The sequence below is a fragment of the Alteromonas alvinellae genome (assembly GCF_902705805.1).
This window is the reverse complement of sequence record NZ_CACSIH010000018.1, coordinates 13,749-40,424: the sequence shown is the minus strand read 5'-3', so window position 1 is coordinate 40,424 and position 26,676 is coordinate 13,749. Positions and strand designations below refer to the sequence as shown.

At 44.7% G+C, this 26,676-nt stretch carries 31 protein-coding genes; 3 read left to right on the top strand and 28 right to left on the bottom strand.

The window, feature by feature from the left end; translation table 11 throughout:
• Positions 1–104: 104 nt before the first annotated feature.
• The 28 genes from ACX5KA_RS01415 to ACX5KA_RS01280 all read right to left on the bottom strand — a co-directional run bounded on the left by ACX5KA_RS01415 (position 105) and on the right by ACX5KA_RS01280 (position 22,489).
• Positions 105–473, bottom strand: a complete 369-nt coding sequence (locus tag ACX5KA_RS01415; protein WP_012516876.1) for a hypothetical protein — start codon at positions 471–473, stop codon at positions 105–107.
• Between the two features lie 49 nt (positions 474–522).
• On the bottom strand, positions 523–975 hold the full coding sequence (locus tag ACX5KA_RS01410) for a hypothetical protein (RefSeq protein ID WP_458730260.1): 453 nt from the start codon (positions 973–975) through the stop codon (positions 523–525).
• 10 nt (positions 976–985) lie between these two features.
• Entirely contained in the window at positions 986–1,639 is a 654-nt protein-coding gene (locus tag ACX5KA_RS01405) for a methyltransferase family protein (RefSeq protein WP_014997006.1), read from the bottom strand.
• Positions 1,629–1,952, bottom strand: a complete 324-nt coding sequence (locus ACX5KA_RS01400) for a DUF2933 domain-containing protein (protein WP_014997005.1) — start codon at positions 1,950–1,952, stop codon at positions 1,629–1,631. The genes ACX5KA_RS01405 and ACX5KA_RS01400 overlap by 11 nt, the downstream gene beginning before the upstream one ends.
• A 46-nt stretch (positions 1,953–1,998) precedes the next feature.
• The gene (locus tag ACX5KA_RS01395) at positions 1,999–2,355 is read right to left on the bottom strand and encodes a cupredoxin domain-containing protein (RefSeq protein ID WP_012516868.1); all 357 of its coding nucleotides are present in this window, start codon (positions 2,353–2,355) and stop codon (positions 1,999–2,001) included.
• Positions 2,356–2,364: 9 nt separating this feature from the next.
• Positions 2,365–4,713, bottom strand: coding sequence for a heavy metal translocating P-type ATPase (locus tag ACX5KA_RS01390; protein ID WP_170826532.1), 2,349 nt, complete (start codon positions 4,711–4,713; stop codon positions 2,365–2,367).
• 24 nt (positions 4,714–4,737) lie between these two features.
• Positions 4,738–5,148: a MerR family transcriptional regulator gene (locus ACX5KA_RS01385; protein ID WP_012516866.1), complete on the bottom strand. Its 411-nt coding sequence runs from the start codon at positions 5,146–5,148 to the stop codon at positions 4,738–4,740.
• Between the two features lie 118 nt (positions 5,149–5,266).
• Positions 5,267–6,319, bottom strand: coding sequence for a hydrogenase expression/formation protein HypE (gene hypE, locus ACX5KA_RS01380; RefSeq protein ID WP_012516865.1), 1,053 nt, complete (start codon positions 6,317–6,319; stop codon positions 5,267–5,269).
• Positions 6,319–8,625, bottom strand: coding sequence for a carbamoyltransferase HypF (hypF, locus tag ACX5KA_RS01375; protein WP_012516864.1), 2,307 nt, complete (start codon positions 8,623–8,625; stop codon positions 6,319–6,321). The genes hypE and hypF overlap by 1 nt, the downstream gene beginning before the upstream one ends.
• Complete coding sequence (hypD, locus tag ACX5KA_RS01370) at positions 8,625–9,758, bottom strand: hydrogenase formation protein HypD (protein ID WP_012516863.1); 1,134 nt, start codon at positions 9,756–9,758, stop codon at positions 8,625–8,627. The genes hypF and hypD overlap by 1 nt, the downstream gene beginning before the upstream one ends.
• Positions 9,759–9,764: 6 nt before the next feature.
• Entirely contained in the window at positions 9,765–10,511 is a 747-nt protein-coding gene (gene hypB / locus ACX5KA_RS01365; RefSeq protein WP_020742696.1) for a hydrogenase nickel incorporation protein HypB, read from the bottom strand.
• On the bottom strand, positions 10,501–10,887 hold the full coding sequence (locus ACX5KA_RS01360; RefSeq protein WP_012516861.1) for a hydrogenase maturation nickel metallochaperone HypA/HybF: 387 nt from the start codon (positions 10,885–10,887) through the stop codon (positions 10,501–10,503). The genes hypB and ACX5KA_RS01360 overlap by 11 nt, the downstream gene beginning before the upstream one ends.
• Positions 10,880–11,107: a HypC/HybG/HupF family hydrogenase formation chaperone gene (locus tag ACX5KA_RS01355; RefSeq protein ID WP_012516860.1), complete on the bottom strand. Its 228-nt coding sequence runs from the start codon at positions 11,105–11,107 to the stop codon at positions 10,880–10,882. The genes ACX5KA_RS01360 and ACX5KA_RS01355 overlap by 8 nt, the downstream gene beginning before the upstream one ends.
• A complete protein-coding gene (locus ACX5KA_RS01350; protein WP_012516859.1) occupies positions 11,107–11,322 on the bottom strand; it encodes a hypothetical protein in 216 nt (71 codons plus the stop codon). Before ACX5KA_RS01350 ends, ACX5KA_RS01355 begins: the two co-directional genes overlap by 1 nt.
• A gap of 18 nt (positions 11,323–11,340) precedes the next feature.
• A complete protein-coding gene (locus ACX5KA_RS01345; protein ID WP_044055662.1) occupies positions 11,341–13,218 on the bottom strand; it encodes a nickel-dependent hydrogenase large subunit in 1,878 nt (625 codons plus the stop codon).
• A gap of 17 nt (positions 13,219–13,235) precedes the next feature.
• Complete coding sequence (locus ACX5KA_RS01340; protein WP_012516857.1) at positions 13,236–14,234, bottom strand: hydrogenase small subunit; 999 nt, start codon at positions 14,232–14,234, stop codon at positions 13,236–13,238.
• 1 nt (position 14,235) lies between these two features.
• Positions 14,236–14,670: a hydrogenase expression/formation C-terminal domain-containing protein gene (locus ACX5KA_RS01335; RefSeq protein ID WP_006991848.1), complete on the bottom strand. Its 435-nt coding sequence runs from the start codon at positions 14,668–14,670 to the stop codon at positions 14,236–14,238.
• Positions 14,667–15,221 (bottom strand): HyaD/HybD family hydrogenase maturation endopeptidase, encoded by a 555-nt coding sequence (locus ACX5KA_RS01330; protein WP_458730259.1) that lies wholly within the window; start codon positions 15,219–15,221, stop codon positions 14,667–14,669. Before ACX5KA_RS01330 ends, ACX5KA_RS01335 begins: the two co-directional genes overlap by 4 nt.
• Positions 15,222–15,235: 14 nt before the next feature.
• Positions 15,236–16,459, bottom strand: a complete 1,224-nt coding sequence (locus ACX5KA_RS01325) for a hypothetical protein (protein WP_023559481.1) — start codon at positions 16,457–16,459, stop codon at positions 15,236–15,238.
• A gap of 12 nt (positions 16,460–16,471) precedes the next feature.
• Positions 16,472–17,266 carry a cytochrome c3 family protein gene (locus tag ACX5KA_RS01320; protein WP_012516853.1) on the bottom strand — a complete coding sequence of 265 codons (795 nt, stop codon included), beginning with the start codon at positions 17,264–17,266 and terminating at the stop codon, positions 16,472–16,474.
• Positions 17,263–18,021: a hypothetical protein gene (locus ACX5KA_RS01315; protein ID WP_012516852.1), complete on the bottom strand. Its 759-nt coding sequence runs from the start codon at positions 18,019–18,021 to the stop codon at positions 17,263–17,265. The genes ACX5KA_RS01320 and ACX5KA_RS01315 overlap by 4 nt, the downstream gene beginning before the upstream one ends.
• The gene (locus ACX5KA_RS01310; RefSeq protein WP_012516851.1) at positions 18,021–19,955 is read right to left on the bottom strand and encodes a 2Fe-2S iron-sulfur cluster-binding protein; all 1,935 of its coding nucleotides are present in this window, start codon (positions 19,953–19,955) and stop codon (positions 18,021–18,023) included. The genes ACX5KA_RS01315 and ACX5KA_RS01310 overlap by 1 nt, the downstream gene beginning before the upstream one ends.
• The gene (locus ACX5KA_RS01305) at positions 19,952–20,797 is read right to left on the bottom strand and encodes a hypothetical protein (protein WP_458730258.1); all 846 of its coding nucleotides are present in this window, start codon (positions 20,795–20,797) and stop codon (positions 19,952–19,954) included. The genes ACX5KA_RS01310 and ACX5KA_RS01305 overlap by 4 nt, the downstream gene beginning before the upstream one ends.
• A 28-nt stretch (positions 20,798–20,825) precedes the next feature.
• Positions 20,826–21,182 carry a hypothetical protein gene (locus tag ACX5KA_RS01300; protein WP_012516849.1) on the bottom strand — a complete coding sequence of 119 codons (357 nt, stop codon included), beginning with the start codon at positions 21,180–21,182 and terminating at the stop codon, positions 20,826–20,828.
• A 72-nt stretch (positions 21,183–21,254) separates the two neighbouring features.
• Complete coding sequence (locus ACX5KA_RS01295) at positions 21,255–21,686, bottom strand: hypothetical protein (RefSeq protein ID WP_012516848.1); 432 nt, start codon at positions 21,684–21,686, stop codon at positions 21,255–21,257.
• A gap of 96 nt (positions 21,687–21,782) precedes the next feature.
• The gene (locus tag ACX5KA_RS01290) at positions 21,783–22,076 is read right to left on the bottom strand and encodes a c-type cytochrome (protein ID WP_226434253.1); all 294 of its coding nucleotides are present in this window, start codon (positions 22,074–22,076) and stop codon (positions 21,783–21,785) included.
• Positions 22,077–22,091: 15 nt separating this feature from the next.
• A complete protein-coding gene (locus ACX5KA_RS01285) occupies positions 22,092–22,307 on the bottom strand; it encodes a hypothetical protein (RefSeq protein WP_012516846.1) in 216 nt (71 codons plus the stop codon).
• Positions 22,308–22,315: 8 nt separating this feature from the next.
• Positions 22,316–22,489 (bottom strand): hypothetical protein, encoded by a 174-nt coding sequence (locus ACX5KA_RS01280; protein ID WP_012516845.1) that lies wholly within the window; start codon positions 22,487–22,489, stop codon positions 22,316–22,318.
• Between the two features lie 433 nt (positions 22,490–22,922).
• On the opposite strand from ACX5KA_RS01280, the gene ACX5KA_RS01275 reads away from it, so the two are divergent.
• From ACX5KA_RS01275 to ACX5KA_RS01265, 3 genes are all read left to right on the top strand, one after another.
• Positions 22,923–25,037 (top strand): SDR family NAD(P)-dependent oxidoreductase, encoded by a 2,115-nt coding sequence (locus ACX5KA_RS01275; RefSeq protein WP_458730257.1) that lies wholly within the window; start codon positions 22,923–22,925, stop codon positions 25,035–25,037.
• Positions 25,038–25,136: 99 nt separating this feature from the next.
• The gene (locus ACX5KA_RS01270) at positions 25,137–25,262 is read left to right on the top strand and encodes a hypothetical protein (protein ID WP_264180995.1); all 126 of its coding nucleotides are present in this window, start codon (positions 25,137–25,139) and stop codon (positions 25,260–25,262) included.
• Between the two features lie 207 nt (positions 25,263–25,469).
• Positions 25,470–26,453 carry a hypothetical protein gene (locus ACX5KA_RS01265; protein ID WP_342326024.1) on the top strand — a complete coding sequence of 328 codons (984 nt, stop codon included), beginning with the start codon at positions 25,470–25,472 and terminating at the stop codon, positions 26,451–26,453.
• Positions 26,454–26,676: the final 223 nt, after the last annotated feature.

The window sequence follows — 26,676 nt, the reverse complement described above, 5'->3', positions numbered from 1 at the left end:
CAGGCGACAACTACCTTGAAAAACGCCGCTGTGTTGTCCTGTTTTTGTTTGTTATGGCTGTACGATCAGGCGTAACGTAAGTCTGATCGTTGCTATTGAAACAATTACTTTTTATGGGTTTGCCCAGGAGGAACACGGTGGCAACTCCAGGGTTTGTGTTTTGCATTTTCACGAATGTTTTCGTCAACGAATTGGTAATAGCCTTCTTTCATTTTTGTCCAAAAGTCGTCCGAAATGTCTGCCCCGTTGTCACGAATGATTGTCTCAATGCCATCTAAATTGCAGTGGGTTGCATCGTAGCCTATATGCAGGGTACTTTTGGCGTCCTCAAATGAAACTGCATCGATTCCAAAGGTCCCATCAATGCCAGCAATAATTGCTTCTATGTTATCTTCGGTAATACCAACCAACTTTAAATGCCGTACGACTAAATTTGCCTCTGATACACCGACTCTGTGATCTAGATCGCTCATCTTTTCCTCCTATAAATCGATTGTTAACTTGTTTATGTTCGTCATTTCTTTAATTATTTAAAACACTATTGGCACCGAGCTGCTGCTTCATTAACGATTGTAAAATTGACATTCTTTGTTCAAGATAAAACAAATGTTCGTCTACCGAATTTCCCATGACTACAAAGTCGCCCCCTGCTAAACCGCTGTCGATAAGAACGAGACTTCGTTGAAGGCCATTTGTGTACGTTTCTTCCAGATGTGCTTTGTGTTGCAGGTCTGTTTCACTTTGGAGTCTCTTCTCAATATTCGTTAAATAAATTTCCATCATTTTCATATGCTCAACGATGAGAGTTTGCCTATCAGAGACGTCGTTGATCCGTTGTATGCGTTGCATTAGTGCATCCATGACATGCTCATTACTTCGAAGCATATCATCCGCACTCATCGACGTTTGAGCAGCAGCAAATGTCGCGGGTAACACCCCTCCAACAAACAGTAATGACAGTAGTACTTTGTTCATTTTGTAATCCTTAATTAGTGCTTGAAACGTTTGAAATACCCATACGGGGAAACCAACCTGGCGTCGTTTGTTTATAGTGTCTGTAGCTATCACCAAACTCGGATTCAGCTTGCTGCTCTTCTCGCGTGGCGAGTCGAGCATAAACGACAATAAGAATTGGAAACATAAGTAAGGTTGGCAGTGTTGGCCATTGCAACAAAAAGCCAAACATGATCAGTATAAATGCAACATATTGAGGATGCCGGCAGCGAGCGTACCATCCAGTAGTGGCTAAACTATGCGATTTTTGCGCGTGGTGTAGGACACTCCAAGAAGCGGATAGTAAAAAGAAACCTAAAATGATGATGACATTACTTAAGATGTGTAAAATATCCCAGTGAGCATCGCCGGATAGCCCTAGCAAAGTATGCCACAAGTGACCATTTTCATGCGCTAAAAAGTCTACCCCTGGATAACTTTCCGCTAACCACCCTGACAAAAAATATATTGTCAGGGGGAAACCATACATTTCGGTAAATAAGGCCACGATAAAAGCGGAAAATACACCTAGGCTTCGCCAATCTGTTTTCGACTTCGGCTTGATAAAACTAAACGCAAAAAAGATAAAAATGGCTGAGTTTATAATGACTAGTGCCCAGAGCCCATAATCAGAATCACCGTGCATTATTATTCTCCGTTTTATGTTTTCCTTTACGGGCCTGCTCTAACCCTTCGATATAGCCTTTTCGATATTGCTCATTGTCCTCGGTTTGTTCTTTAAATGTTTTTTCGGTGTGCTCATGTGTTTCATGTCCTTTGCCATGACTGCCGTGCATAAAAATGTGCATGACAAGGCACAACAACAAGATCAAGTAAGGTAAATACGGAAACACATGCTCACCATGCTCAACCAGCAAGAAGTAGCTCGCGGCGGTAATAAGGCCTATGGCAGACCAACCACTGGGGGTGCGCCAAAAGGGGACTTTTTGTTTACTCATAATACACCTCGCTTTGGTATCTTTTACGCTAATAAAAAGCGTTTAATCACTTGATCACCAACGTGCCACGATACATTTGCATCTGACAATGAAATGGGTAAACGCCGGCACTGGAAGCAGGAATAGTGACCGTCACTCGCTTGTTAAGCGCTAATGTTTCATTGATATCCAACTCCGGGATCAATAACGTTTCTGCACAGGGCGTTGCATCTTCTCTGACGAACATAAGCTGAACGGACTGATGCGCCGGCACCGTGATATTGGCAGGCTGATACACGCCGTCTTTTACAAGGACTTTGATACTGCCGTCTTTTATCTGGGTTGATTGTGCTTTGTAAAGCCAAAACCACCAAACAATAAGCCCAATCAGGATAAGCCCTGCTAAATTAATCCATATCATCATTGTGTACTCCTAGTGCTCTTTCGCTTTAAATAGACGTAATCGGTTAGCATTGGTCACCACCGTTAGTGATGAGAATGCCATCGCTGCACCAGCAATGACTGGGTTAAGCAGTATCCCTAAGAATGGATAAAAGACGCCTGCCGCAAATGGTATTCCGGCGACATTATAAATAAATGCGCCAAAGAGGTTTTGCTTGATGTTACGCAGTGTTGCTTTGCTCACGGCAATTGCATCCGCTAACCCATGTAGGGAGCCGCGCATCAACGTTATATCCGCACTTTCGATCGCTACATCAGTCCCAGTCCCAATCGCAAAGCCGACGTTGGCATGAGCAAGGGCCGGTGCGTCATTTATGCCATCACCGGTCATACCCACAATTTCGCCTTCACGTTGAAGCTCAAGTATTTTGTTTGCCTTATCTTCCGGCATCACTTCGGCAACGTAATCTGCAATCCCCGCTTTTCGGGCGACGGCTTTTGCGGTCAGTCGATTATCCCCGGTTAACATCACAACTCGTATCCCGTTATGCTGTAGCCGCTTTATCGCATCTATTGAGTCAGATTTTATTGGGTCAGCGACGGCAATTACGGCAACTAATGTAGAATCAATAGCAAAATACATAGGGGTCTTTGCATCCGCTGCTAACCTCTGCGCTTTGTCGATGTAATGATGAAGCTCGATCCCTTGGTCTATCATCAATTTTTCATTTCCAAATAGCAGGCGTTGAGAATTTAGCATGGCTTCAACCCCCTTCCCCGCAATGGACTGAAAATCAGTAACGGAATGGATCGGCACACCTTGCTCCTTTGCAGATTCAACGATCGCCATGGCAAGTGGATGCTCAGAACCAGACTCAAGGCTAGCCGCCAAAGAAAGCACATCGTTGTGACTATGATCTGAAACTATAACGACATCTGTTACTTTAGGGGCCCCCTCAGTAATAGTGCCTGTTTTATCTAGAACCATAGTGGTTATTTTTGATGCAGATTGCAGCGCTTCGCCGTTTCGGATAAGAACCCCCGCTTCAGCCGCCTTTCCCACACCGACCATCACCGACATCGGTGTGGCCAAACCCAAGGCGCAAGGGCAGGCAATAATCAGTACTGTGGTCGCAGAAACGATTGCAAAAGCTACTTCAGGAGATGGGCCATAATTCAGCCAGGCCAGCGCACTGATCACGGCAATGATCATGACGACCGGTACAAAATAGGCGGAAATCATATCAGCTAATCGACCAATAGGCGGTTTAGAATTTTGTGCGCGTTTTACCATGTTAATAATTTGAGCAAGCGCGGTATCTTTTCCCACGCGCTCTGCTCGAAAGACGATAGAGCCTGATTTGTTTATCGTGCCGGCAACGACCTCATCGTCTTTTCGTTTTTCTATGGGCATGGGTTCACCCGTTAGCATTGATTCATCAATACTTGTCTGGCCCTCGACAACTAAGCCATCAACAGAGATGCGCTCCCCAGGGCGAACCCGGATAAGATCATTTAGCAGAACATCTTCAATCGGAATATCTATATCATGCCCATCACGAATGACGCGAGCTGTTTTGGCTTGTAAACCAATCAGTCGTTTAATTGCCTCGGACGTTTTACCGCGTGCTTTTATCTCAAGCGCTAAGCCTAAATTAATGAGACCAATTATCATGGCTGTTGCTTCAAAATAGACATGCCGCGCCATTTCAGGCACATATCCGGGGAAAAACACAACGACCATAGAGTACAACCAGGCTGTTCCTGTCCCCAATGCAATCAAAGTATCCATGTTCGCGGCGTGATTTTTAAAGGAGTTCCAAGCACCTACATAAAAATGCCGACCAGAAAACACCATAACACCCAATGTCATGATCCCTACAATCAACCACACGATCCGCTCAGTGGTCGTGTTGACGCTCATTTCCCCCGTCACCAAGCCATAAAGCATCAGTGGCACACCCAGAGATAATGCAATGACCATGTCTCGCATTAGTTTTTTATAATATGCCCAGTCCGCCTGTTCCTTTTCTTCAATGGCAGCCTCATCTGAATCCGTATTCGCTAATGTTGCGTTATACCCAGCTTGCTCTACCGCCTTAATCAATGCGTGGGAGGATGAACTGCCCATCACCAACACCGAGCGTTCAGCAAAATTCATCTCAGCATTGGTGACACCCGAGACCTGTTTTAAGGCCGCTTCAATTTTAGTCACACAACTGGCGCAACTTGCACCTTGGATATTGAGTTGTAGCTCACCCGAAGACGCAGAGACTTGCTCAGTATGTGTTTCACTCTCGACCGCCTTACTAGCGGTTGATACTTTTTTGTCACCGCCACAACACGAATGAATTTTCGCATCGTCCGTTTTTGAATTCATGAGCCACTCCCTCTCTAAATAATGTTATGATTTAAGTGATGTGAAACCTTCAATCAAATGGCAAATCGTATCGGCCGTTGGATGCTGATCCGGTGTATTTTCCCATTCTGAGATTGCTTTTCGCATGCGCAGTCTTAGCTCATGCATGTCCTGATACCGCTGTTCAGTTTCTTTCAACCTTTGTTCAATAAGGCGCCGAACCGTCGGGCATGGCGCGTTGGTTTGTGATGACGTGAACAGAATTTCCTTAATATCATTGATAGAGAAACCTAATGAACGCGCGCTTAAAATAAACCGTAGTCGTGTCACATCAGCGGGCCTGTAATACTTGTAACCATTGTGCGATTTACTTGGCACCAAAAAACCAATGCGCGTGTAATACCGTACGCTGTCCGCGCTAATCTCTAGTGCATCTGCAATTTGTTTAACGCGCATTTTAACGCTCCTCTTTTATCAACATAGATATGCGGTTAAGCACGCCTTTAATCCTATGTTCTACTCTCACGTTACTAGGGTAAACCTATGTGTTGCTCACAGGTCAACACCTATTCTTTCAGCAGATCCTTGGAAGCGGCTCATCTTCGAGTTCATTCATGAAACGTCTTCCTCCCATTGGCGTAACAATGGTCACGCGCCCTTTTGATTCGGTGTTTTTTACTATTACACCAATGTGTTCGGCCTGCTCCCCGTTTCGAATGCTCCGCCAGTGTTCTAGCACCTTACCGCTTATGTCAGGGGCAACAACAGCAACAATGCGTCCCTCACACGCTAAAACAAACGGATCAAAGCCTAATATTTCACACACGCTTGCCACTTCAGGTCGCACCGGAATATTATTTTCAATTAACTCGATATCGAAGCCTGTTTCATTAGCAACGTCATGGAGTAATACTGACAACCCTCCACGAGTTGGGTCACGCACAAAACGAACACCTTCCAAATGCTTGATTGGATCAATAAGAGGAACAACGCTTCCACAATCAGACTTTAGCTGACCTTGCAAACCATAGTCCTCGCGAGCAAGCAGGACACACGCACCGTGATCACCTACAGAACCACTAACCAGTACATGATCGCCTGCCTTTATAAGACTGGTATCCCAAATCGGCGCATCTCGGCTGTCTCCAACACCCGTTGTATTGATAAAAACGCCGCCACCACTGCCTTTCGGGACAACTTTCGTATCACCTGTTACAATGGCGACCTTCGTTTCTTCGGCAGCTTGATGCATTCCATTAACGATTTGTTTCAATGTTGAAAGGGAAAAGCCTTCTTCAATAATAAATGCAGTACTGATGTACCGTGGTGTTGCCCCAACGACTGCTAAATCATTGACGGTACCGTAAACACTCAACGCGCCTACATTGCCGCCTGGAAATGTTGGGGGGGATACAACGAAGCTATCCGTTGTTATACTCAGATAAGGACCATCAAAAGTTACTGTGGCGGCATCATGAAGCAGATCTAGATCTTTGTTCGCTTTATTTTTAAAAACATGATCAATGAGTCTTTTTGTCAGTGTTCCGCCGTTCCCCTGAGCTAATTGAATAGATTCCGTGCCCAACGGCTCTGATGATGAATGATTATTGCCCTCTGCGCTTTTCATTATGACCTCCGTGAACAGTATTCGTGGATTTGCCCAACACTTATTGCGGCATCGTTTAATGGCAAACTACTTGGAATAACCACAGGAATGTCTGATTGTAAAAACCGTTGTGATATACCGTCACACAAAATGCGATTTTGGAAGACGCCTCCTGCCAATCCAATGTGGTCAAAATTAAACTTTTTACGGCAATGTAGGGTTACCTCCCATACCGTTTCAATTAACGAAGCGTGGAAATTTGCAGCACGAGTTTGAGGAGACACTTTGAAATCAAATAGTTCCGGTACCAGTGTTCGCCAATCCATTTGAATAAATTCGTCGTTTTTCTGGACCAACGTTAACGGCATAACCTTAGAGGGCGTCGACGCAACGCTTTCCAACATCATCGGCGCCTGCCCTTCATAAGAGACTTCGCTCTGTTCACAGCAGGCAAATGCCGCCGCGTCGAACAGTCTTCCCATTGAACTACTAACATGACAATTGAGTTCGTTTTGCCATGCGTTGTAGCTTAATTGTTGTGGATCAAATGGTTTAAAATCAATGCCGGTGAAATTAGTACCCCACACTAGTGATGCTGCACTTCGCCATGGTTGATTTGGAACCTTGTTGCCGCCTTGCAACTTCATAGGCGCTAATGAGGCAACACGTTTCCAATTGCCCGGCGTCCCACAAAAAACTTCCCCTCCCCACATCTCGCCATTCTCGCCTAATCCCGTTCCATCCCACACGAAAACCAAGCTTGGTGTCGATATTTCAGCAGCTAATGCCCACGCTGATGCATGAGCGTGGTGATGTAAAACTTTAGTAGTCGGTAGTTCACTGCCTTTGGCCCAACGGGAACTGATATAGCCAGGATGGCTATCGCAAAGAATACGCTGTGGATGAACATGATAGAGAGCTTGAAAGTCACTGATACATTTTTCAAAGTGCGCTTGCATTATCGGAGAATCGAGGTCGCCAATATGCGGTGTTACGATAAGTCGATTGTTCAAAGCTATTGCGACTGTATTTTTCTGATTCGCGCCAACAGCAAGCATTGGTTCCTGCACAGTATATGGCAATGATAATTCTATCGGACTTATACCCCGCCCCAGGCGAATTGGAATGGTGCCTGACTTAAGCGTTCGCAGCACAGAATCATCCAGTTTGTGAAAAATGTCTCGATTATGGTGCACGAAGATGTCTGCCAACATCGAAAGGTGTTGCTGTGCCGATGACGTCGATGTGACCATCGGTTCACCGTAAATATTTCCTGACGTAGCCACCATGGGGCGATTGAATTGCTGCATAATGAGTAAATGCAGTCCGCTGCACGGCAACATCACCCCCAAATCACGAAGCATGGGCGCTACGTTATCTGCAATGGGTACATTCGATTGCTTTTTTGCAAGTAAAATGGGTCGCACGGGGCTTAGTAAGAGCGCTCTTTGATGACTGTCTACAGCAACGCATTTATCTAACCAATCCTCACTTGTTTCGTCTGCACGAGGCTCTGGGAGCATGACCGCGAAAGGTTTATCTGGTCTATTTTTACGCTGGCGTAAAAGGTCTACCGCTTCAGTGCTTTGTGCGTCACAGAGCAAGTGATAACCGCCTATACTTTTTAACGCGACAATTTTGCCTTGATTCAAATACGCGACAACCGTTGCTACAACATCAACATCGCCTTGCGAGACCACGCGCCCGCCGACAGTTGAACAAAATACTTCAGGCCCGCATACGCGACAGCTTATTGGTTGAGCATGAAAGCGCCTATCAGTTGGCGATTGATATTCTTTACGACATAACTCACACATTGGAAATGCTGACATACTCATGTTCTTTCTGTCGTATGGCATTGCTCGCAGCATAGAAAATCGTGGACCACATTTACTGCAAGCGATAAAGCTATAGGTGCCACGTCGGTTAGTATTTGACAGTAACTCAGCTTTACACGCTCCACACAAATAGACATCTTTGGGGATTGATATCGCCCCGCACGCTATATCATGACCGCTTTCTTTTATCGTGAACGAGTCTACATTACTCAGTTTAACCTGCTTTTTTTCCAGCAAGGATATGGAAACTAGCGACCCATTGTTCAGTAAGTCGAATACAAATTGTTCAACGTCTAGCTCAGTGCCTTCAGCGTGTATTCGCACACATCCACAGTCGTTTTGTACCCAACCAACAATACTTTTTTCATACGCTAAGCAGTAAACTAACGGTCTGAACCCAACCCCCTGGATGACTCCAGTAATGTTCAACTCATAGGCGATAGTTTTACTCTTATTCGTATTGGCAACATATGTGCGGGCAGTTGTCATCACTTCATCTCCACCTTTAGCGTATTCCCCTTTTTGATAACATTTGTTATCGAGCGCTCACCAGAGCTATACCAAATTCGGCAAGCCCCCTCATCAGACACCATACATGCGCCTTTAGGGGATGCTGGTTTGCATTCCTGACCAAAAAACGGGCACGCATCAGGTGCCATTTTTCCGAGGATCACTTTTTCACAGGGCGATGTGGTTTCAGGAACGTTTTGCGCACATTGCGAAGGGAAATCGACTGGCGCATAATCGTTTGTGGCGTCTAGGTGCGATAGTCTCGAAGCAAAGGAAAATCCAGAACCAGGAATAACACCAATTCCTCGCCAATGTGCGTCAACGATAGTGAACGCTTTATTGATTATTGCTTTAGCTGCTGCATTGCCGTTTTGCTTTACCACTTCGGGATAGCGGTTACTCAGTGTGACGACTTTATTTGAACAATTACCGAGCAGCGTTTGGAGCGACAACAGCAAACTTTCTGGATGAAAACCAGCAATACTGACAGGCAAATTATGATGGTCGATTGCAAACTGCCATTCTTCACTACCCATAATTGTCGCAACGTGGCCTGGCGCAATCAGTGCATCAAAAGTATTCGGTTGACTCTCAAGCACATGGGCAACTGCTGGCCAAGTAAGTCGTCCAGACAATAATACTTTAAAGTTATTGGGTAAATCATTAAGCAGTGTTGCTGCAATCGGTGCCATAGTCGTTTCAAAACCAACAGCAAAAAACACAATAACCTTACGAGGTTCTTCCAATGCTATAGATACCGCTTCTTGAGGAGAAGATATCGGACGGATATCGGCCCCTTGATTTTTTGCGTCTATCAATGAGCTACAGCCACCCATTTCGTGTTCGACTGGGACGCGGAGCATGTCACCAAAACTAACGATAACGACATTTTCGTTAATGGCTAAGTGTATCGCGTATGCAATATCCTCTTCGGGGCAAATACAAACGGGGCACCCTGGCCCAGGTATCAGATGAATATTGTGCTGAAACAACGTTCTAAATCCAGCGCGCGTAATCGCACGCTCATGGCCACCGCAAACATTAAGAATACGAAACGGTTTTGAAAGCGAGGTATTCTTAATGTCTCTTAGCAACGATTCAACACTGTACATAAGACTTTAGACTCCGCTATTTTGTAACGACTGAGACTGATGAGCTGTAATGGCGTGCGTAAAATAAGAAAACCAACGCTCTAGATGTTGACTTTTCAATGAAGACACTTCGAGAACGGGCGCATCGTTGCCCACTTTACGAAATGATTCAATCGCGCGAGGTACATTGAATTCATCGTGAAATTGCAAGTAATCGGTCTTAGAAATAAGCATGACGTCCGCGGCACGAAACATCACTGGGTACTTTTCAGGCTTATCATCACCTTCTGGTACGGACAGCAAAATAATGTTTAAGTGCTGTCCTAAATCAAAACACGCTGGACAAATCAAATTGCCAACATTCTCTATAAACAAAACGTCTAGTTTTTGTAAGCTAAATCTTCCAAGTACCTTTTGCACCATACTGGCGTCCAAGTGACACCCTTGGCCCGTGGCGATTTGCTCCGCCTGCACACCATGACGTCTAATTCTATTTGCGTCATTTTCAGTTTCGAGGTCGCCTTCAATCACCGCCATCGCGTATTGCGACTTAAGCGCACGTATCGTTTCTTCGAGTAGCCTGGTTTTTCCACTGCCTGGGGATGACATCAAATTAATCACTAGTACATTATGTGCGTCAAATAAAGCACGGTTTGCTATCGCTTGGCTGTCATTGTTGCTTTTTAAATTTGCGTGAACCTCAACGATATTTGCTGATGGCTTGTCAGTTTTCTCTGATTTTACTTGCGTTTCGCAACCACAGTTACCGCACATGTTTTCTCTCCTTTGATTCTGTAAAATTGTCAGGTGCGATAAACTCTATTCGTTGCAATATAAATTCATCGCCCTCAATGAGGTCGGTTTGCCAAGCACCGCAACTTGCACATAGGATACTATTCACCGAAACTCGGCTGAATTCGCCACACAATTTACAGCGTATCTTGATAGCGCTTGTGTCAATTCTAAGCGTTGCCTGATCGCCAATGGTGTGAGTTCTACACGCCAAGAACGCATGGTGCAGCAAGTCAGGCTCAACACCTGACAGTGGGCCGACTTTGACGTGAACCAGACTGACAGACTTATTCATGTTTGCTCGCTGGTGAACAGCGACTGTGTCAAGCAAGCTATAGCAAAGACTAATTTCATGCATCGTAAGCAATGACCTGATCGAGCATCTCCCATGTCACCTGCGCTTCATCATAGGTGATCACTTGGAGAGCATAACCAACATGTACCATCACATAGTCGCCAACTTTGACCTCTAGCCCTTGCACTAAATGTAAACTCACCTCGCGAGAGACACCTTTCGCTTCACACGTTGCGTTAAAGCCTTTAATTGCAATGACTTTCATGGGGATAGCGAGACACATTACTGTTTTACCCGTTGATAGGGCCTACTTGCTCTAGCTCGATAAATAAACAGCGCAACGGTGACAAGCACGATTGTTGACACCAGCGATCCCAAAAGTAGTGAATGATCGCCTTGATGACCCGGGTGCGCATAACTAACGGGTGAACCTACCACCAGGTAAAAAAAGGCAATTAAAGAAGTAACTGACTTTCTAATACTATTTTTGATTTTCATAATATTCCTCAAGTAAGGTTAACGAACTTTTAGACGCAAACGCTCTTCCCCTGTTTCGTCCATTACGTGCACGGCACATGCTAAGCAGGGGTCAAAACTATGAAGTGTTCGCAAAATCTCTAAAGGTTGGTCAGGATCATGTAGCGTATGTTTATCTTGCAGAGCGGCTTCATAAGCACCTGCCTGTGAGTTGGGATCTCGAGGTCCAGCGTTCCATGTCGTAGGCACGACACATTGGTAATTCTCAATTTTGCCATTTTGCATGACCAACCAATGCCCCAACGCGCCACGAGGCGCTTCCATCACGCCTACCCCCTGGCCTTTAATTGGCCAATTGGTAGGGTCAAAATACAGAGGGTTAAACGTATCGGTATCGCCCTTTGCGATATTATCCAATAGTTGGTCATACCAAGACTGTAGCTGGTTAACCACAATTTTTGTTTCCACTGCTCTGGCGAGCGTCCTACCGAGTGTGGAGAAAAGTGCAGAGGTCTCTAAATCCAAGATAGAAAGAGATCGATTAACGATGTCTTGCGCAGCGGCATCTTTTTTAGCATACATCATTAGCACGCGAGCCAGCGGTCCCACCTCCATCGCATGGCCTTTCCAACGCGGACTTTTCAACCATGAATATTCAGCCCCTACATTTAGGTGCTTGTAAGGCGGTTTCGGACCAGTATACTCGAGTGTTGTTTGTCCATTAAAAGGGTGTAAACCACTTGCGTTCCCTCCACTATATCGATACCAGGAGGAAGAGACGAATTCTTGAATTTCAGAGGGATCATCTAGATCAAGGTCATGCACTTTACTCAAGTCTCGACCAAGTATTGCACCTCGTGGAAACAAGAAAGAATCAGGGTCATCCATTGATGTCATAGGTAAGTCTCCATAGGTAAGAAAGTTACCCAGCCCTTCCCCTCGTGTCCCCCACTCTTTGTAATAACCCGCAATCGCCACAATATCGGGGTAATACACCTGATCGACAAAGCTCTTCATTTGCGTGATAGCATCTTGTAGTTGCACTAATCGACTCGTGTTAATACCCGTTGACGCATTGAGATTAATCGGTGAAGGCACGCCGCCAACGACAAAATTAGGATGAGGGTTTTTCCCTCCAAATATGGTGTGAACTTTTACAACTTCACGCTGCCACGTTAGCGCATCTAAATAATGTGCTAATGCCATCAAGTTAACTTCAGGTGGCAGTTTATAGCCAGGATGCCCCCAATACGCGTTACTGAATATCCCTAGCTGCCCAGACTCAACCAGCGTTTTGACTTTTTGCTTCATATCTTTGAAATATCCCGGCGATGAACGAGGATAATCACTCAATTGACCGGCGAGCGCAGCGGTTCTCGTTGGATCTGCATCTAGTGCAGAAACAACGTCAACCCAATCTAGGGCATGCAAGTGATAAAAATGCATCACGTGATCATGCACATATTGGGTTGCAATCATGATGTTTCTTATCAGTTGTGCATTTTGAGGGATAGCCATTTCTGCTTCACTCAGTACGCCTATTGAAGTACGTGACTGTCGGTGCCCTTTTTTACCATGTTGCATCGGTCCTTTTGGCATAGATGTCATGGAGGGCTTTCCAATGGCAACCCCTAATTTTGCGTTTGACCGCCAAGCTTTTCTAATTGCATCTTCGACAGCACGCACCGATGCCATACCATGCACCAGCGTGCAGACGCCACAGATACGTTGCGCAAAAGCCCAAGCGTCACGCGGATCTCTGCCTTGTAAAATCAGTTCAATTCCCCGAACAGACGTGCCTGATGAGAACGCCTGTTTGATGGTATTCCCATCCATTTCAGCTTCTATTCGAAGATGCCCTTCAATTCGAGTGATAGGATCGACGACTAACCGGTTGTTACTTGCTGTATTTTCCATGAGCCTTGCCTATTATCTTATGAGTTTTTCCCAGCATGCTTCTGTGCACCTTTGCCGGGTTTGGATTTGTACCACTCCCATGGACCCAAGGCTTGGTAAAAGCTGCTTTTATCCCAGAAATCGGGCTCAGAGCAACCAAGACACGGATGGCCAGATTCGATAGGAAAACTCGTGCCTTGATTCCATTTAACCGTTGCACATGCGTTAAAGGTTTCGGGCCCTTTACAACCAAGTTCGAACAAACACCACCCATTTTTTGCCCCCTCATCATCAAACGATTTTGCAAATTTACGTTGTTCAAAAAATGGGCGTCGATAACATCTGTCATGGATGCTTTCACCAAAAAAAGCGAGTGGGCGTTGTAATTCGTCGAGATCAGGGAAACGCTTAAACGTCAGGTAATGAACCAACACAGCTGTAATCGCGATAGGCAGTGGCGGACAGCCTGAAATGTTTACGATTGGCTTGTCTGTAATAATGTCGCTTACTGCCACTGCCCCCGTCGGATTTGGGTTTGCTTTAGGGATCCCGCCAAAAGACGCGCAGGTACCGATGGCAATAATACCCGCAGCATCTTTTGCCGATTCTCTCAGCATATCGACATTACTCATGCCACTGATCGTTGAGTATCCTGGGTTACCCACCGGAACCGAACCATCAACCAACAACAAATATTGCCCTTTGTGCGCGTTCATCGCCGCACGCCTAGCGTCTTCAGCTTGCTCTCCCGCAGCAGCCATTATCGTATGCTGATAATCCAACGAAATATGATCGAAAATAAGGCTTTCCAATGTGGGAGCATGAGAGCGCAATATTGCTTCGGTACACCCTGTGCACTCTTGAAAGGGCAACCAAATCACAGAGGGTCTTCTCGCATTGCCAAGGGCAGTCGCCAAATCGGCAACAGCGCTTTGCGGCAATGCCAGTAAAGACGCCGTTGTAGCGCAAAACTTAAGAAATGTGCGTCTTGAGATACCGGACGCTTGTAACTGCTTGTTTAATGTTGGTAGCGCCATTTCAATCCTCCTTAGCCGTTTCATCAGAAGATTGATGAGACAACGAATGGATGTCAGACACTATATTGCTGAGCGATAACACCATATCTTCTGGCTGAGATTTTATGATTGGTGGACAGGTACAGATATGAACGTATTTGCCCATGATCTCCACATCTTCGTTATAGTGAATTTCAAGCCAAACGCCTGCGTAGCGTGATTCGATTAGCACCGTATCACCCAGCGCCTGAATATCAGCTTTAACCTCTCCATGCCCAAGAAAAGCTTCTAACTGCGCTTCTTCGCTAGCGCTTAAAGGCAATCGTCGCAGATCAATCGTGGTTTGTTCTTGTCGTTCAATTAACTGAGACAACGCATGACGTATCTGATGCAAAAGCGGCATTACGTTGCCGGTTTTTTCAGCATTGGATGTCATAAAAATGAGTTCTTCGGTCATCGTGCCTCCTTTTGGGTTGCCGGTTTATAGGCCTGAATGTCGTCGCTTGATAAGCAAGCAAATGCGATATCGATGATCGATGATAACGCTGCATTTACCTTTGGACTCAAAGAGGTTCCCCACTCAATCGCCTCCGGCTCTACGCCAATTAACGTCACCGCAGAAGGTTTTGAATATAACGTTTGGCTGGTCAACAATGTGTCGCGTAACGTGATCTGGTGAACGGAATGGGTCGTCGCTTGCTGAAACTGATCCGCAATTGCCTCGTTCTCAAACACTCTCACCGTGCCAGGCGGACAGCGCATATAAGCCGCGTCGATGACTATCGTATGATCGGAACTCGCAACCCACTCCAAAAGTTCATAGCTCAGTGTCCCAGCGTCAATGCAAGATACATTTGAATAAGACTTTAGCAGGGGTTGCATAGCACGAACCGCGTGCACACCAACGCCATCATCTCGCTGCAATAGATTTCCAACACCAATGATAGCGTAGCGCTTAGCCGCGTTTTTGATTTGGTCAATTGGTGGTGTAGTTTCTACTGATAGCATCGGTATTTTCCTTATTAGCTATGAGGTGCTGGAATTGACCAGCCAATCACAAAGAATAAACAGAGAACGATCACCGATAGACCAAGTAATTTTGTTGACCTAATGCGTTGACCTGTGCTTTGACGCATCACGAGTTTGACCGCGATTATTGTTTGGATCAGGTAATAAAGTGCAAACCCTTTTGAAGCGAGATTAATAATTTCAAATACGTTGGATGACCAAACTAATATACCTGCGATGGCGATGACTAAAACGTAGTAAAATTGCGGGGAGATAGGTAAATGGAAAAGCTCTTTTAAGAGGCCTCCGCCACCGATAGTATCGGCTAATGCTGCACTTAATTGACTTGCCGTGGCGGCAACCAGTAATAAAATCGGCAATACCCATATTGCTTGCCCTAGGGTGTAGCTAATCGTTGTTTCGTTTAATTCCGTGATCGGAAAATCCAGAAAAATAGGACACGTTAGACCGATAAAAACAACATAGAGAAAAATAGCGATCCACTGAGCATAACGACTCGCTTTAATGCGCTGTTCTGGCGTGTAGTTATTCCCCATAAAACGGGTTGTCTCGAACCCTTGCGTTACCATGAGCATGCCTGCGAGCATGCTAACAGTTTCAAAATGGCTCAATGCCTGTATCGCTTCATGTTGAAACCAAGCACTTTGTACTTGTATGTCGTAGGTTGCCAGCGCTGCGAGCACACCTACTATAATAGCCAACTTTATTGTCACGGCGAATAGCTCAATGGTCTCTAGCCCCCTAGCACCACGGAGCCAAGCGACCACCGTAATGATGACAAGCAACCCACTGGTAAACAGTTTGATGTACGTCGTATCAGAGATTGATAAACGATCAAAAACAAACGCTGCAAACAAACTAATATAAAACGCCACGGAAATGGCATATGCCGCACCAAGCGCCCATTGACTTGCTTTTTCAAGCGTCACAATACTGCTTTGTTGATTGCTAGCTAGCTCAGGTTCTGCATGGCGTATATTGAAGCGAATAACCGACCCCAGCGCATATGCCAGAATGGACAACAACACTATTCCAAGCAGAGCCCATTTCCCCATTACCGAATGCAGCAGTGGTGCAATGATCAAAAAGCCGCTACCAATAATGGAAGCCAACGGTGTGACTGTTGCCCGCCATTGGACAGATTGTCGTAAGCGAGGCAGAAACAATACTATTGCGATCAGCACCGAGGTTGCGAGCGCAATGGAATTTGTGATCACAGTTTGTACCCCTTAATGGTGTTTATACCATCCGGCACGCTTAATATCGTTCCAGGACGTAGATTGATGACAGGCATAGCATTCCTCAACTTTAGCTTTAGGCTCGCCTGCCACTTTGGCGGAAATCATTTTAAAATGCTGCATATAGTGACTGGGCGGCGCTTCATGACATTGATTGCAATCACGTGATTGACTCGACGGGTGAATAAACTTTGGCAGTGACCATTTGTCTGTGCTGTGACACTGCACGCAATCCTCTCCAAATAGACCTAAATGGCGATCATCGTTGCTGTGACATTGCGTACAATTTAGTAAGGCTTCTTTATCACTGACCTCAGGGTGCACAAACAAGGGATCAGGAGTTTGTTTATTCGCTAGTATGTTCTCCAAAAACGCCATGGTGGCAGCGCCCTCGTCAAACGGGACATTTGGGTTGGGGAGCATATTGAAACCAATGTCAACTAACGCTATATGGCTCATGAGCGAAATATTGGCCGATTCACCTTTGTGCTCTACATGGCAACTTGCACATTCTTTGATGTCGGTATGAAATGCAGTGGGTTGACGCGCTACGATATGCGTATCATTTGCATGACACGCCACACATTTGTCACGCTCAACGCCCTTCACCGGTGTGTGACAACTCAAACAGTCATCCGCGAGAAAGGCATGTGCCTTACTGAGTGAACCGGGTTCAACCATTTTTTCCCATGGAATTTGTGCGCTATCTTCAGGCATATGAATGAAATGACTGACGCCAAAGCCAGCAGCAACTAAGCCAAGAACGATTATTATCCATTTCATCATAACCAGCGCAGTCCAAAGTAAACTTCACTGAAAATGTGAAAAAACAGGACTACATAAAGTGTCATTGAAATCACGATGTGAAATTTTAACCAACGAGCAAACCACACCTTCGCGGTGTCATGAATGAGAATGCTGTACTCAACATCGGAAATTGTATCAATGATGGACAGAACCTGGCTTTCTTGTTTGAACAATTTACTTTGTGCTGAAGTAGGCACATTTAACGTAATGTAAGGAATATGTCGTGCGGATGTTTGGGCAAACGTCGAATATCTGACATCACAGACTGCGTCTTTCAACGCCTGTTTTGCGTTAGAAAGCGCAACGTGGAGTTCATTTACTTGGCGTTTTTTCTCTTTCACATTCGATGAAATAAGACCGAGTACATATCGACCCACAAACCCACTGATCACAACGACCATCATAAAGATAACTAGCGAAACTCCAGTAGCACTATCAAAACGATGGGCGCTATGGATCAGCGCTAGAATAGGCCCCAGCACACCAGCATAGATATGTATACGCAGGAGCGTTGGCATAGCGATGTGCTTCGTCACGACTTTCTTAAGTGATTTGTTACGCTTAATGATCATGTATACCAATGGGATAAGCATTAATACCGAAGCGCTTAAACCCACGCCAAATCCAATAAAACTGCCTGGGAATGCTGGGTCTCTATGCCATACAAAACCGAGCCATAGCAGGATCATTAGGACAACCAAGCTGCTTACAATTGTGCGCTCTTGAGAATTCATTAAGCCTCAACCTCCACATCAGATTTAGGGATAGCTTGGCACGCCAGAATATACCCACTGATCTTATCTTCAGGTTCCAGCCCATCATCAACCTCCATATCGACGTCACCACGTAGCAGTTTCACCTTACAACTCCCGCACGAACCCGCTCTGCATGAATTCTCTATATCTACATCGAGTCCATCAGCGACGTCTAATACGGTCTCATCCGGACCCGCGTGGGCTTCGACGTCTGAAAGACTAAACCGTACTTGTCTGTTGTTGCCTGCGTTGGTGTTAGTGGCTAATTGAGGTTTAACGGGGGCGGGCTTTGGTTTAGCAGCCCCAAACGCTTCGGTTTTAATATGCGTGTCAGGCATACCCAATTCGGCTAGCATTTTTTTCGTTGCATCCATCATTGCAGGAGGACCACAAATATGCGCAGTTTTTGAGGCAATATCTGGCACAAATTCGTTTATCATTGCGGATGAGAAGCGGCCTTGGGGACCCATCCAGGATGTACCCTCTGCTTGAGTCATACTGACCAGTACTTTTAACCGAGGGTGACGTGCTTGCAGATATTTTAATTCCTGCTCAAAAATAAAGTCGTTGGACGTTCGCGTACAAAACAGAAAATAAATATCTCCGTCCCAGCACGTCGTCGTTAAGTAGCGGACAGCGCTCATCATCGGTGTGATCCCCACTCCCCCAGAAATCAACACAACGCTGTTTGCACCATGACCATTGAAATAAAATTTACCGCCGGGGGCTTTAATTGAAAGCGTATTTCCTACCTCAACCGCATCATGCATATAACGAGAAACCACACCGAACTCCTCTCGTTTTATCGTAACTTCAAAGTAATACTGTTCAGTGGGCGATGATGCAATGGTGTATGAGCGCTTAACTGGCTTTTCAAAACCATCGATGTTCAGTGTGAACGTGACAAATTGACCTGGTTCGAAATCAAATGGAATGGTTTTTCCATCTGGGCTGGCTAGACGTAACGTTTTAACATCATGGGTTTCATTAAAAATCGCGGTTACTACCATACCGCCACTAAACGTGCCCTTGCGCGATGAGGCAGTGGATGACAATGCTGGCTCGCTACTTTGCGCAGGTGCCGAAGCATGCTGCTGGGCAGCCGGATTAGATTCGACAACAGAGGAAACTTTTGTCGTTGGCGCAGATGTGCTTGCGGTGTCAGTAGACTTAAGCTCTTCGAGCAGCGCGGCAGCTCTGCGCATCTTAAATCCATACACATACACCATAACAATTGTAAATATGAGTAAAACGAGCATCACTGCGCTGTGAAACGGTGTCATACCAAATAGGGTTGAAGTACCTTTTTCCGGCGCACTGGGAAGCAAATTCATTTGTGACTTGAACCAGGTTAATGCCACTCTTCGTGGTTCTTGCCCGTCTTGTATGGCACGTTTCGCAGCAAGACCACTGTCAAAATGGGCTATACCCTCTTTAACTGTTTCAACAGCCATTTGCATTTGGGAATAGTCATCAGTGGCAGCTGCGCGGGCAAGCCAATCAAAACCTGTAGCAAGTTGCTCACTTCCTTGTTGCATTCTTGCGGTTGCTTTAATCAGAACAGTCTCTCTTTGTTCGGGTGTAGCTGAATGCATGCGCATTAGCGTGGGATAGAGATCTTTAGGTTTGGGTGCACCCATTTTCTCCATCATTTTATCCATGCCTTTTGCCATACCGGGTCCCATCATGGCGTCAGCATTGCCCAGCGGTCCTTTACCTTGTGTAGCAGTCGGCAAAACATCCGTATTAGCGTTGACAGTGGGATCATTGGTAGCTTCAGGATGGTGGCTCGCATGCTCACTATCCTCTGGCTGTTGCTGTGCGTAACTGCTCGTCGTTGCGAATAACAGCATAACGTTCAAAATGACGGCGTAACGCAGAAAAAATGATGTGTGTGGCCACCACATGCTCATAACTCACCTGTTTGTTCGGCCATCCACAGGCTATTTATCTTAGCGATCTGAGAGGGCGTTAATACTGATACCGCTTTCCCTACCGATGTAATAAACTGCAACCGCAAGGCGCTGTTTGTGGCTTCTATTTCAGCAATGGTGTCTTTGATATTGTCGTATTGAGGTAGCCCCTGAGCGGTCAATTCCCACAACGATGCTTCTAACGCACTTCGCTGCAGCGTAAAGCTTTGTTGAGTAGACTCCCATTCAGTTCGGATCGTGAGAAGCGTTTGGTACTGACCATCGGTCAATTCGAGTGTCTCTTTGTGGTTTAAGAAAAAAGCTTGCTCTCCAACGTGGTATAAATGCAGCGCTCCACTGACACCGGGTAAGCTTTCATTTAATGGAGAACCAGATATCTGTGTTTTATTTTGTTCAGGTGGTGTACCCATCATTGAGCTGTTTTTCATCATCATTTTGCACATCATTCCCATGCACGATTTCCCGCGCATTGGCATCATGCCTTTATTCTTACTCTTTCCCATTTTCATTGTGTTTGTTGCTGAAAGTGGCATTGATGATGTATTGAGTGAAACACTGGTATCACTCGGATTTACACTCTCATTGCTTTTTGGCTGGGTCGCTAATGAATTGTCTAACGAGCGCAAAGCGGTTTGGATTTTAGCGAAGTCATCAACGTTTAACTCAGGCTGAGTTTCTTTAGTTTCTGATGAATTGTTTTTTTTGTCTAGCTCAGTACTTTGTGGTACTGCTGAGCACGCGGTTGTGAATAAGACACTCACTAATACCAGCGTCACAATAACCGCTATACGGTAGGGTTGGTGATAAACTCTATTATTCACAACGGCATACTCCTAATTAAAATATTAATCAAAAACCACGGTCAAACTCGACCATGTCATAACGCGTAATTTCGCCATCCAGCACAATAGCTTCCGCGAAGTGCTTATCCTTAGTTTTTCCAAGACGAATTTTCCCAACGAACTCTCGTGAATAGCTGTTTTCACCTTCTGAGATTGCTGTAGGGTCGTAGACAGTTCTATAGACATTAAAAACTTGATGTTCCTTCAAACCATCCGTATCAGATACACATACCACTGCTTGCTTATCATCGACTGTAACAACTTGCCCACTCATGATGTAGTCGTGATAAACCTGGCTTGCGCATCCTCCGAGGAGTCCAACTGACAAGACTACAATTGAAAAAAACTTAATTAATTTATTCATGTAAAACTCCTGTGATTATTGAAATAAGCGAGACAGCAGGTCACCTCCTGCCTCGTAACGTGGTGATTAGCTCTATTTGTGTTTATGTATTGGTTTAGACTTTTCAGCGGTGTGCCCCATCATTTGGCTCATCATGTCTTCCATCATCGACATACGCTGTTCCATCATTTTCATTTTGTCTTCGGTGGACATATCAGTGTGTTTGTGTTTCATTCCTTTTCCCGCTTTCATCCCCATCGAGTCGCTTCCTTCCATCATGCCCATCATGTCTTGCATCTTTTGGGCATGCTCATGCAACATGGCTTCGCGCTTCTCCGGATCCGATTCACTCTTAACGGCATCCAATACTGCGCGCATTTCTTCCATATGCGTCTGCATCTTTTGCATCATCTGACCATCCATCATCGGCATATCAGATTTGTCAGTCTGTTGATATGCAAAAGAAGTCGCTATTGGCGCAACGACTAAAGCACTGGCCAGTAATAGTGAAGTAAGCTTTTTCATAAGATTGTTTCCTTTGATTATGCTCAGTTGAGCGTTTTAGGTTTAAAGTTTACGTCTTGTCACCTTAATCTAATGTCTTAGACTCAGGTCAATAGGCTATATGGACGATAAAAACTCAGCTAAAGCTTCAAGCTCATCATCTGTAATCGGCATTTGCGGCATTGCGGACGACGAGTTATTAAATTGAGGCTCCTTAACTTTGCGCAAAAAGAATGCCCTGCCTTTTTCGCTAATAACATTATCCAGCGATGGACCGAGTGTTCCGCCTGCGCCTTGCACTTGATGACACCCCTGACAACCATATCGAGTGAGTACGTCACGTGGATTGACTGTTAATGATTTAGCCAGAGTCACCTCTACCGGTTGAGCAGGACTAGAAGCTATTTCCATGAATTCAAGAATGGCTTATACTTCGCTGCCGGTTAAATGCGCTTTTTCGCGCATGTGTGGCATGATCACTCTCCACTCACTGATAGAAAACTCACGCACAGGCCTACTGTTATGACAACGCGCACAGTTGTTATTAATTAACTCTGCGCCAGAAAGTGTGGTTTCATCGTCTGCCAAGTTCGGTAACGAAATAAATGTGATTAGTGCACATATAATTAATTTCTTGTTCATGATATCCCCTAGAATCCATAGCTGAATTGCACAGCAAACCGTGTATCATCAGGGCCTTCAACTACGTCTGTATCTTCATAGCCCACCTTAATAACTGAACGAGGGTCCAACCAATAGTTGACACCTACCATCCAGCGCTCCGCTTCTTCAATTTTATTGGTTTCAGCATATTCAAGGACCAATTCAGTACTACCTAGGGATTGAAAAGCATGCCCAACGAAGAAAGTACCTTGTAAAAACCATCCATTGCGTGAAAATGAGTCAATAGTTTGCTCATGATCTCGCTCAACAAATGAGTCCGTTTCAGTTTTAATATACTCGCCTCTGATGATGGCGTGAGTACTAATAAAGTTGATATCAAACCCATTGGCTGTGATATCTAGTTGTCCTTGTTCGTCGTAGGCACCTTAATAAAATGTTTATGTATTTAATCGTAGTGATTTCATTTCAACTGTAGTTGATTCAGATCAAAGCATCACAACGAATCGATTACGGTTTGATTACATTTCTGTAATCAAATCATTAACTTTATTTATCCATTCAAGGACTTTACTTATGCTGAAGCTATCAAACATATAAGTGAGCTTTCACTCTTCTACGAAATAGGCTTTTAAGATGTTGTATCAACAGACAGCACTAATATCAGGCGCTAGCTCTGGTATAGGACTTGCGCTTACAAAAGAGCTTCTACTCTCCTACCCTTTTATCCAGATCGTAGCACTTTGTAGAAATCCAGAAACTTTACAACAGCTTAAAAGGTCTTATGGGGATAGGGTCAGAATCGAGTGTATCGATTTCACTAATAGGGATTGTATTAAAAGCCTTCAAAACGTTGTCAATCAGCATACTCACTTTAGCTACCTGATCCATTGCGCAGGTGTTGTCATGCCATTTGGAGATATTAGCAACGTCGCCCCTGATGAGTGGGAGGCAACCCAATGGATAAATATCGAAGTACCTCGCCTTTTAACGCAGATATGCTTAAAAAAATTTAGTCATAGCCGCGTGATGTTTTTAACCAGTGATTTGCCAGTACAACCCGTTGCTGGCGCCTCAGCTTATTGTGTGAGCAAAGCATCATTAAATATGCTGTGCCAGTGTTTTCAACTTGAAGTCGATAACGATATTGCTGTTTTTACAACTGTGGCTCCTGGAAACGTCGACACCAAAATGCAGGAAACGATAAGGCAAGCTTCAAATCACGCGTTGCCTGCATCGGAGTTAATGCGCAGTATGTATTCAGCAAACAAGCTTTTACCTCCCCGATTAGTTGCACAATATCTGCGACAATTGCTGAGCGATATCACGCCAAACACTTTTGGTAGTCGAAGTTGGAATCTACTTGAGAGTATTGTTGAAGTTTCACCTGCAAAACAGACAAAAACAGATTCAATCACGCGGGCTACTGAAACAAGTTTGGTAGAACTGGCAAGTCTTGTTGACGGCGCATTCTGGTCACCGGGTAGTACAGAATATGAAGAAAACAGGAAAGTATTCAATCAAGGTGTTTCGCGTTTTCCGTTAGTAATTATTCAACCTAAAACAAAGACCGATATTATACACATTGTCAGATGTGCAAAGCAGTTGCGCTTATCTATTACAATTAAGGGTCAAGGGCATGGTGTAAGTGGCATGTCGGTCCTTAACAATGCAATTGTAATTGATATGTCGATGTTTAAAACAACTGTACTGAATGTTGATAAGAGCTCAGTAAACGTCGGCGCAGGCGTCAAAAATAGTGAATTGGACCATTTTCTAGCGCAACACAACAAAGTAGTTCCTTTGGGTACCTGTCCCGATGTTGGTGTTGTCGGCGCAACATTGGGAGGGGGGATCGGTTTTTTGTCCAGAAAGCTTGGTTTGAGTTGCGACAATGTGCTCGCGTTTGGATTGATAACTGCTGACGGTAAAGTAAGACAAGTGACCGAATCCCAACATCCGGATTTGTTTTGGGCATTAAAAGGGTGTGGCCATGGTCAATTTGGCGTTGTGACCGATGTCACGTTTAAATTAAATGATGCCCCCCAAAATATTGATGGCCGAATACTCGAGTGGCCATTATGTCACGCACGATCTATTCTTAGGCAATATAGCAAAACAGTGCTCAGTGATAACAGATCGGTTTTTCTATATGCATATCTCTCGCGATCGATGCACGATAAAGCACGAATTTCGATAATGGGGTTTAGTGAGGACTGGGTGCACGGTTTGGATTCTGTAGCCAAATGGCAAGACGGTGCCACATTGTTAAGTAGGCGGTCGCAATACGTTGAATGCCAATCCAATGACTACGATAGTGATCTGAGTTTGTATTGGCGAAATGGCATAATTGAAGGCGAGCTATCAGACGAATTCATTGAAACACTTTTATCGTGTTACCGAGCTTGTCCGGTAAATTCAGGTGGATTTATGCTAGACCCGCTTTGTGGCGCTATTCAGGATGTAAACGCTGACGATTCGGCATTTATTCACCGCAACGCTTCTTTCGTCTGTAGTATCACAGGGATCACTCAAGCTGAATGTGACGATACTGAAGTTATCGATTGGGTGAATAAATCTTTCGATTTGCTATTACCGTTTTTTAATGGTCATTCTTACCAAAATTATGACATGGGGAATGGGTCGCCACTTGCTCTTTACTACGGCCAACACACAGCTCGTTTGAAATTATTAAAACAACAATACGATCCTACTGGTCTGTTTATGAGCTCTCTTCTGCGCCCTGACTAAAAGTTTTTTAGTCATTGCTGTGACGATTTCGATATTGTGAACGTATGTTCTACCCATATTGAATTGGCATTGTGGTTACTTGTAACAAGGAAATAATTTATGAAAAGATGGATATGTTTGTTTCTTGTGATGTCATCATCGCTCGCACATCCAAATGATCGTGAGCATGGCGATTTTTACAGAGGATTAACTGGTCTTAAAGTACAAATTGATGACGCGTATTAGAAAATTTCAGAGGCTTCTGACGCAGAGTTACGTGAGTTGAGTGCTCAAGAGTTAGAGCAGGTAAAGCAGTCGTTGCAGGTTCTCAACATGCAAGACATTCGAATGCAATTGCAACCTCATTTAAATCAACTGCACAAATCAACTAAATCTGAAACACTACTCGCGTCTAGAGATTTCACAAATGAAACCAGTCGAAACCTTGCAACAATGGCGCTGGCACTTATTTCGCTGTTGGTCGCCATGATTTCAGCGGCAATTGCTTGGATGAACCATGTTCAAAGTTCGCGAACGAAGGCAGTTAAAGATGAAGCTGAGAGCGACTTAGTTGCCTTGAGAGAAGCAACGGATCGTGAACTGATCGAACTACAAATGAACACGCAGCGGCAAATTAATTCACTGACTGAGAGGCACGAAAACGATATTGTTCGCCTCACTCAAGATCATAAGGAAGAAGTAAGGCGTCTTGAGCAATTAAATTTAGACAAGGTTCAACATGCAGAAACAGCATTTGAAAATCTAATGGGAGAAACAGAAACACAAAATGGGCTGATATTTAAAAATCTAGCGGTCTCCATATATCTTCGCCGGTTCTTAGTGGAAGATGGTTACGATCGGTTTTTTAACGACTTAACGCTTATTTCAATTGATGAAACAGCAACGGTTCGGTGTGATCCAAGCATATTAAGAGAAGTGATTTCAATTCAAGAGCACGCAATTTTACGGTTTGAAAAAGTCAAAAACAAGCTAGAAGATGCTAAAATGCTGTATTACGAAGCATTACTAGATCTTGCGTTTTATGAGGCTGAAATGTCGCGGTTTGGTATATTGAATGTCGATGCAACACAACGGATCAATGAAAACCTTGTTGCTTTTGAGCAGAATGTACTCTTTTGGTTAAACGAAGAACGAAGCGAATACAAAACACCAGAGCGGTTACCGCGTTTCATTTTTCGCGTAATCTGCATGGTAGACAGCTTGGTTTTTATCAGGGGATGTTTGAAACTTCACGAAATATCTGAAGAAAAACCCGCTAAAGACGAAATGTTATCACAAGTGTCTGCATTGCTAGTAGAAAACGATATGGCTACTGTAAGACAAATAACTGACGTAATAGATTCAAATGAATGTAGCTCTTTGTGGTCAAAATACACCAACTTCAAAGAAGAACGGCCAAAACTGTTCGAGTATTAACGGTAGTCTGGGTTTGTTGGCACTAAAAGCACAATCTTCTCCGAATTAGTCTTGCGTTGCTGTAAACACATTAGCGTTGATAACAAGATTATATCGACACATGCATTTGCGCGCAAGCGCATATGCGTGTATTAAGCATTGCTCTGCTGCCTTGACTCTCCCCCCCCCCAAAAAAAAATGTGCACATCTCATCGTAATCTTATGTCTGCAGCAGCATAGCGGA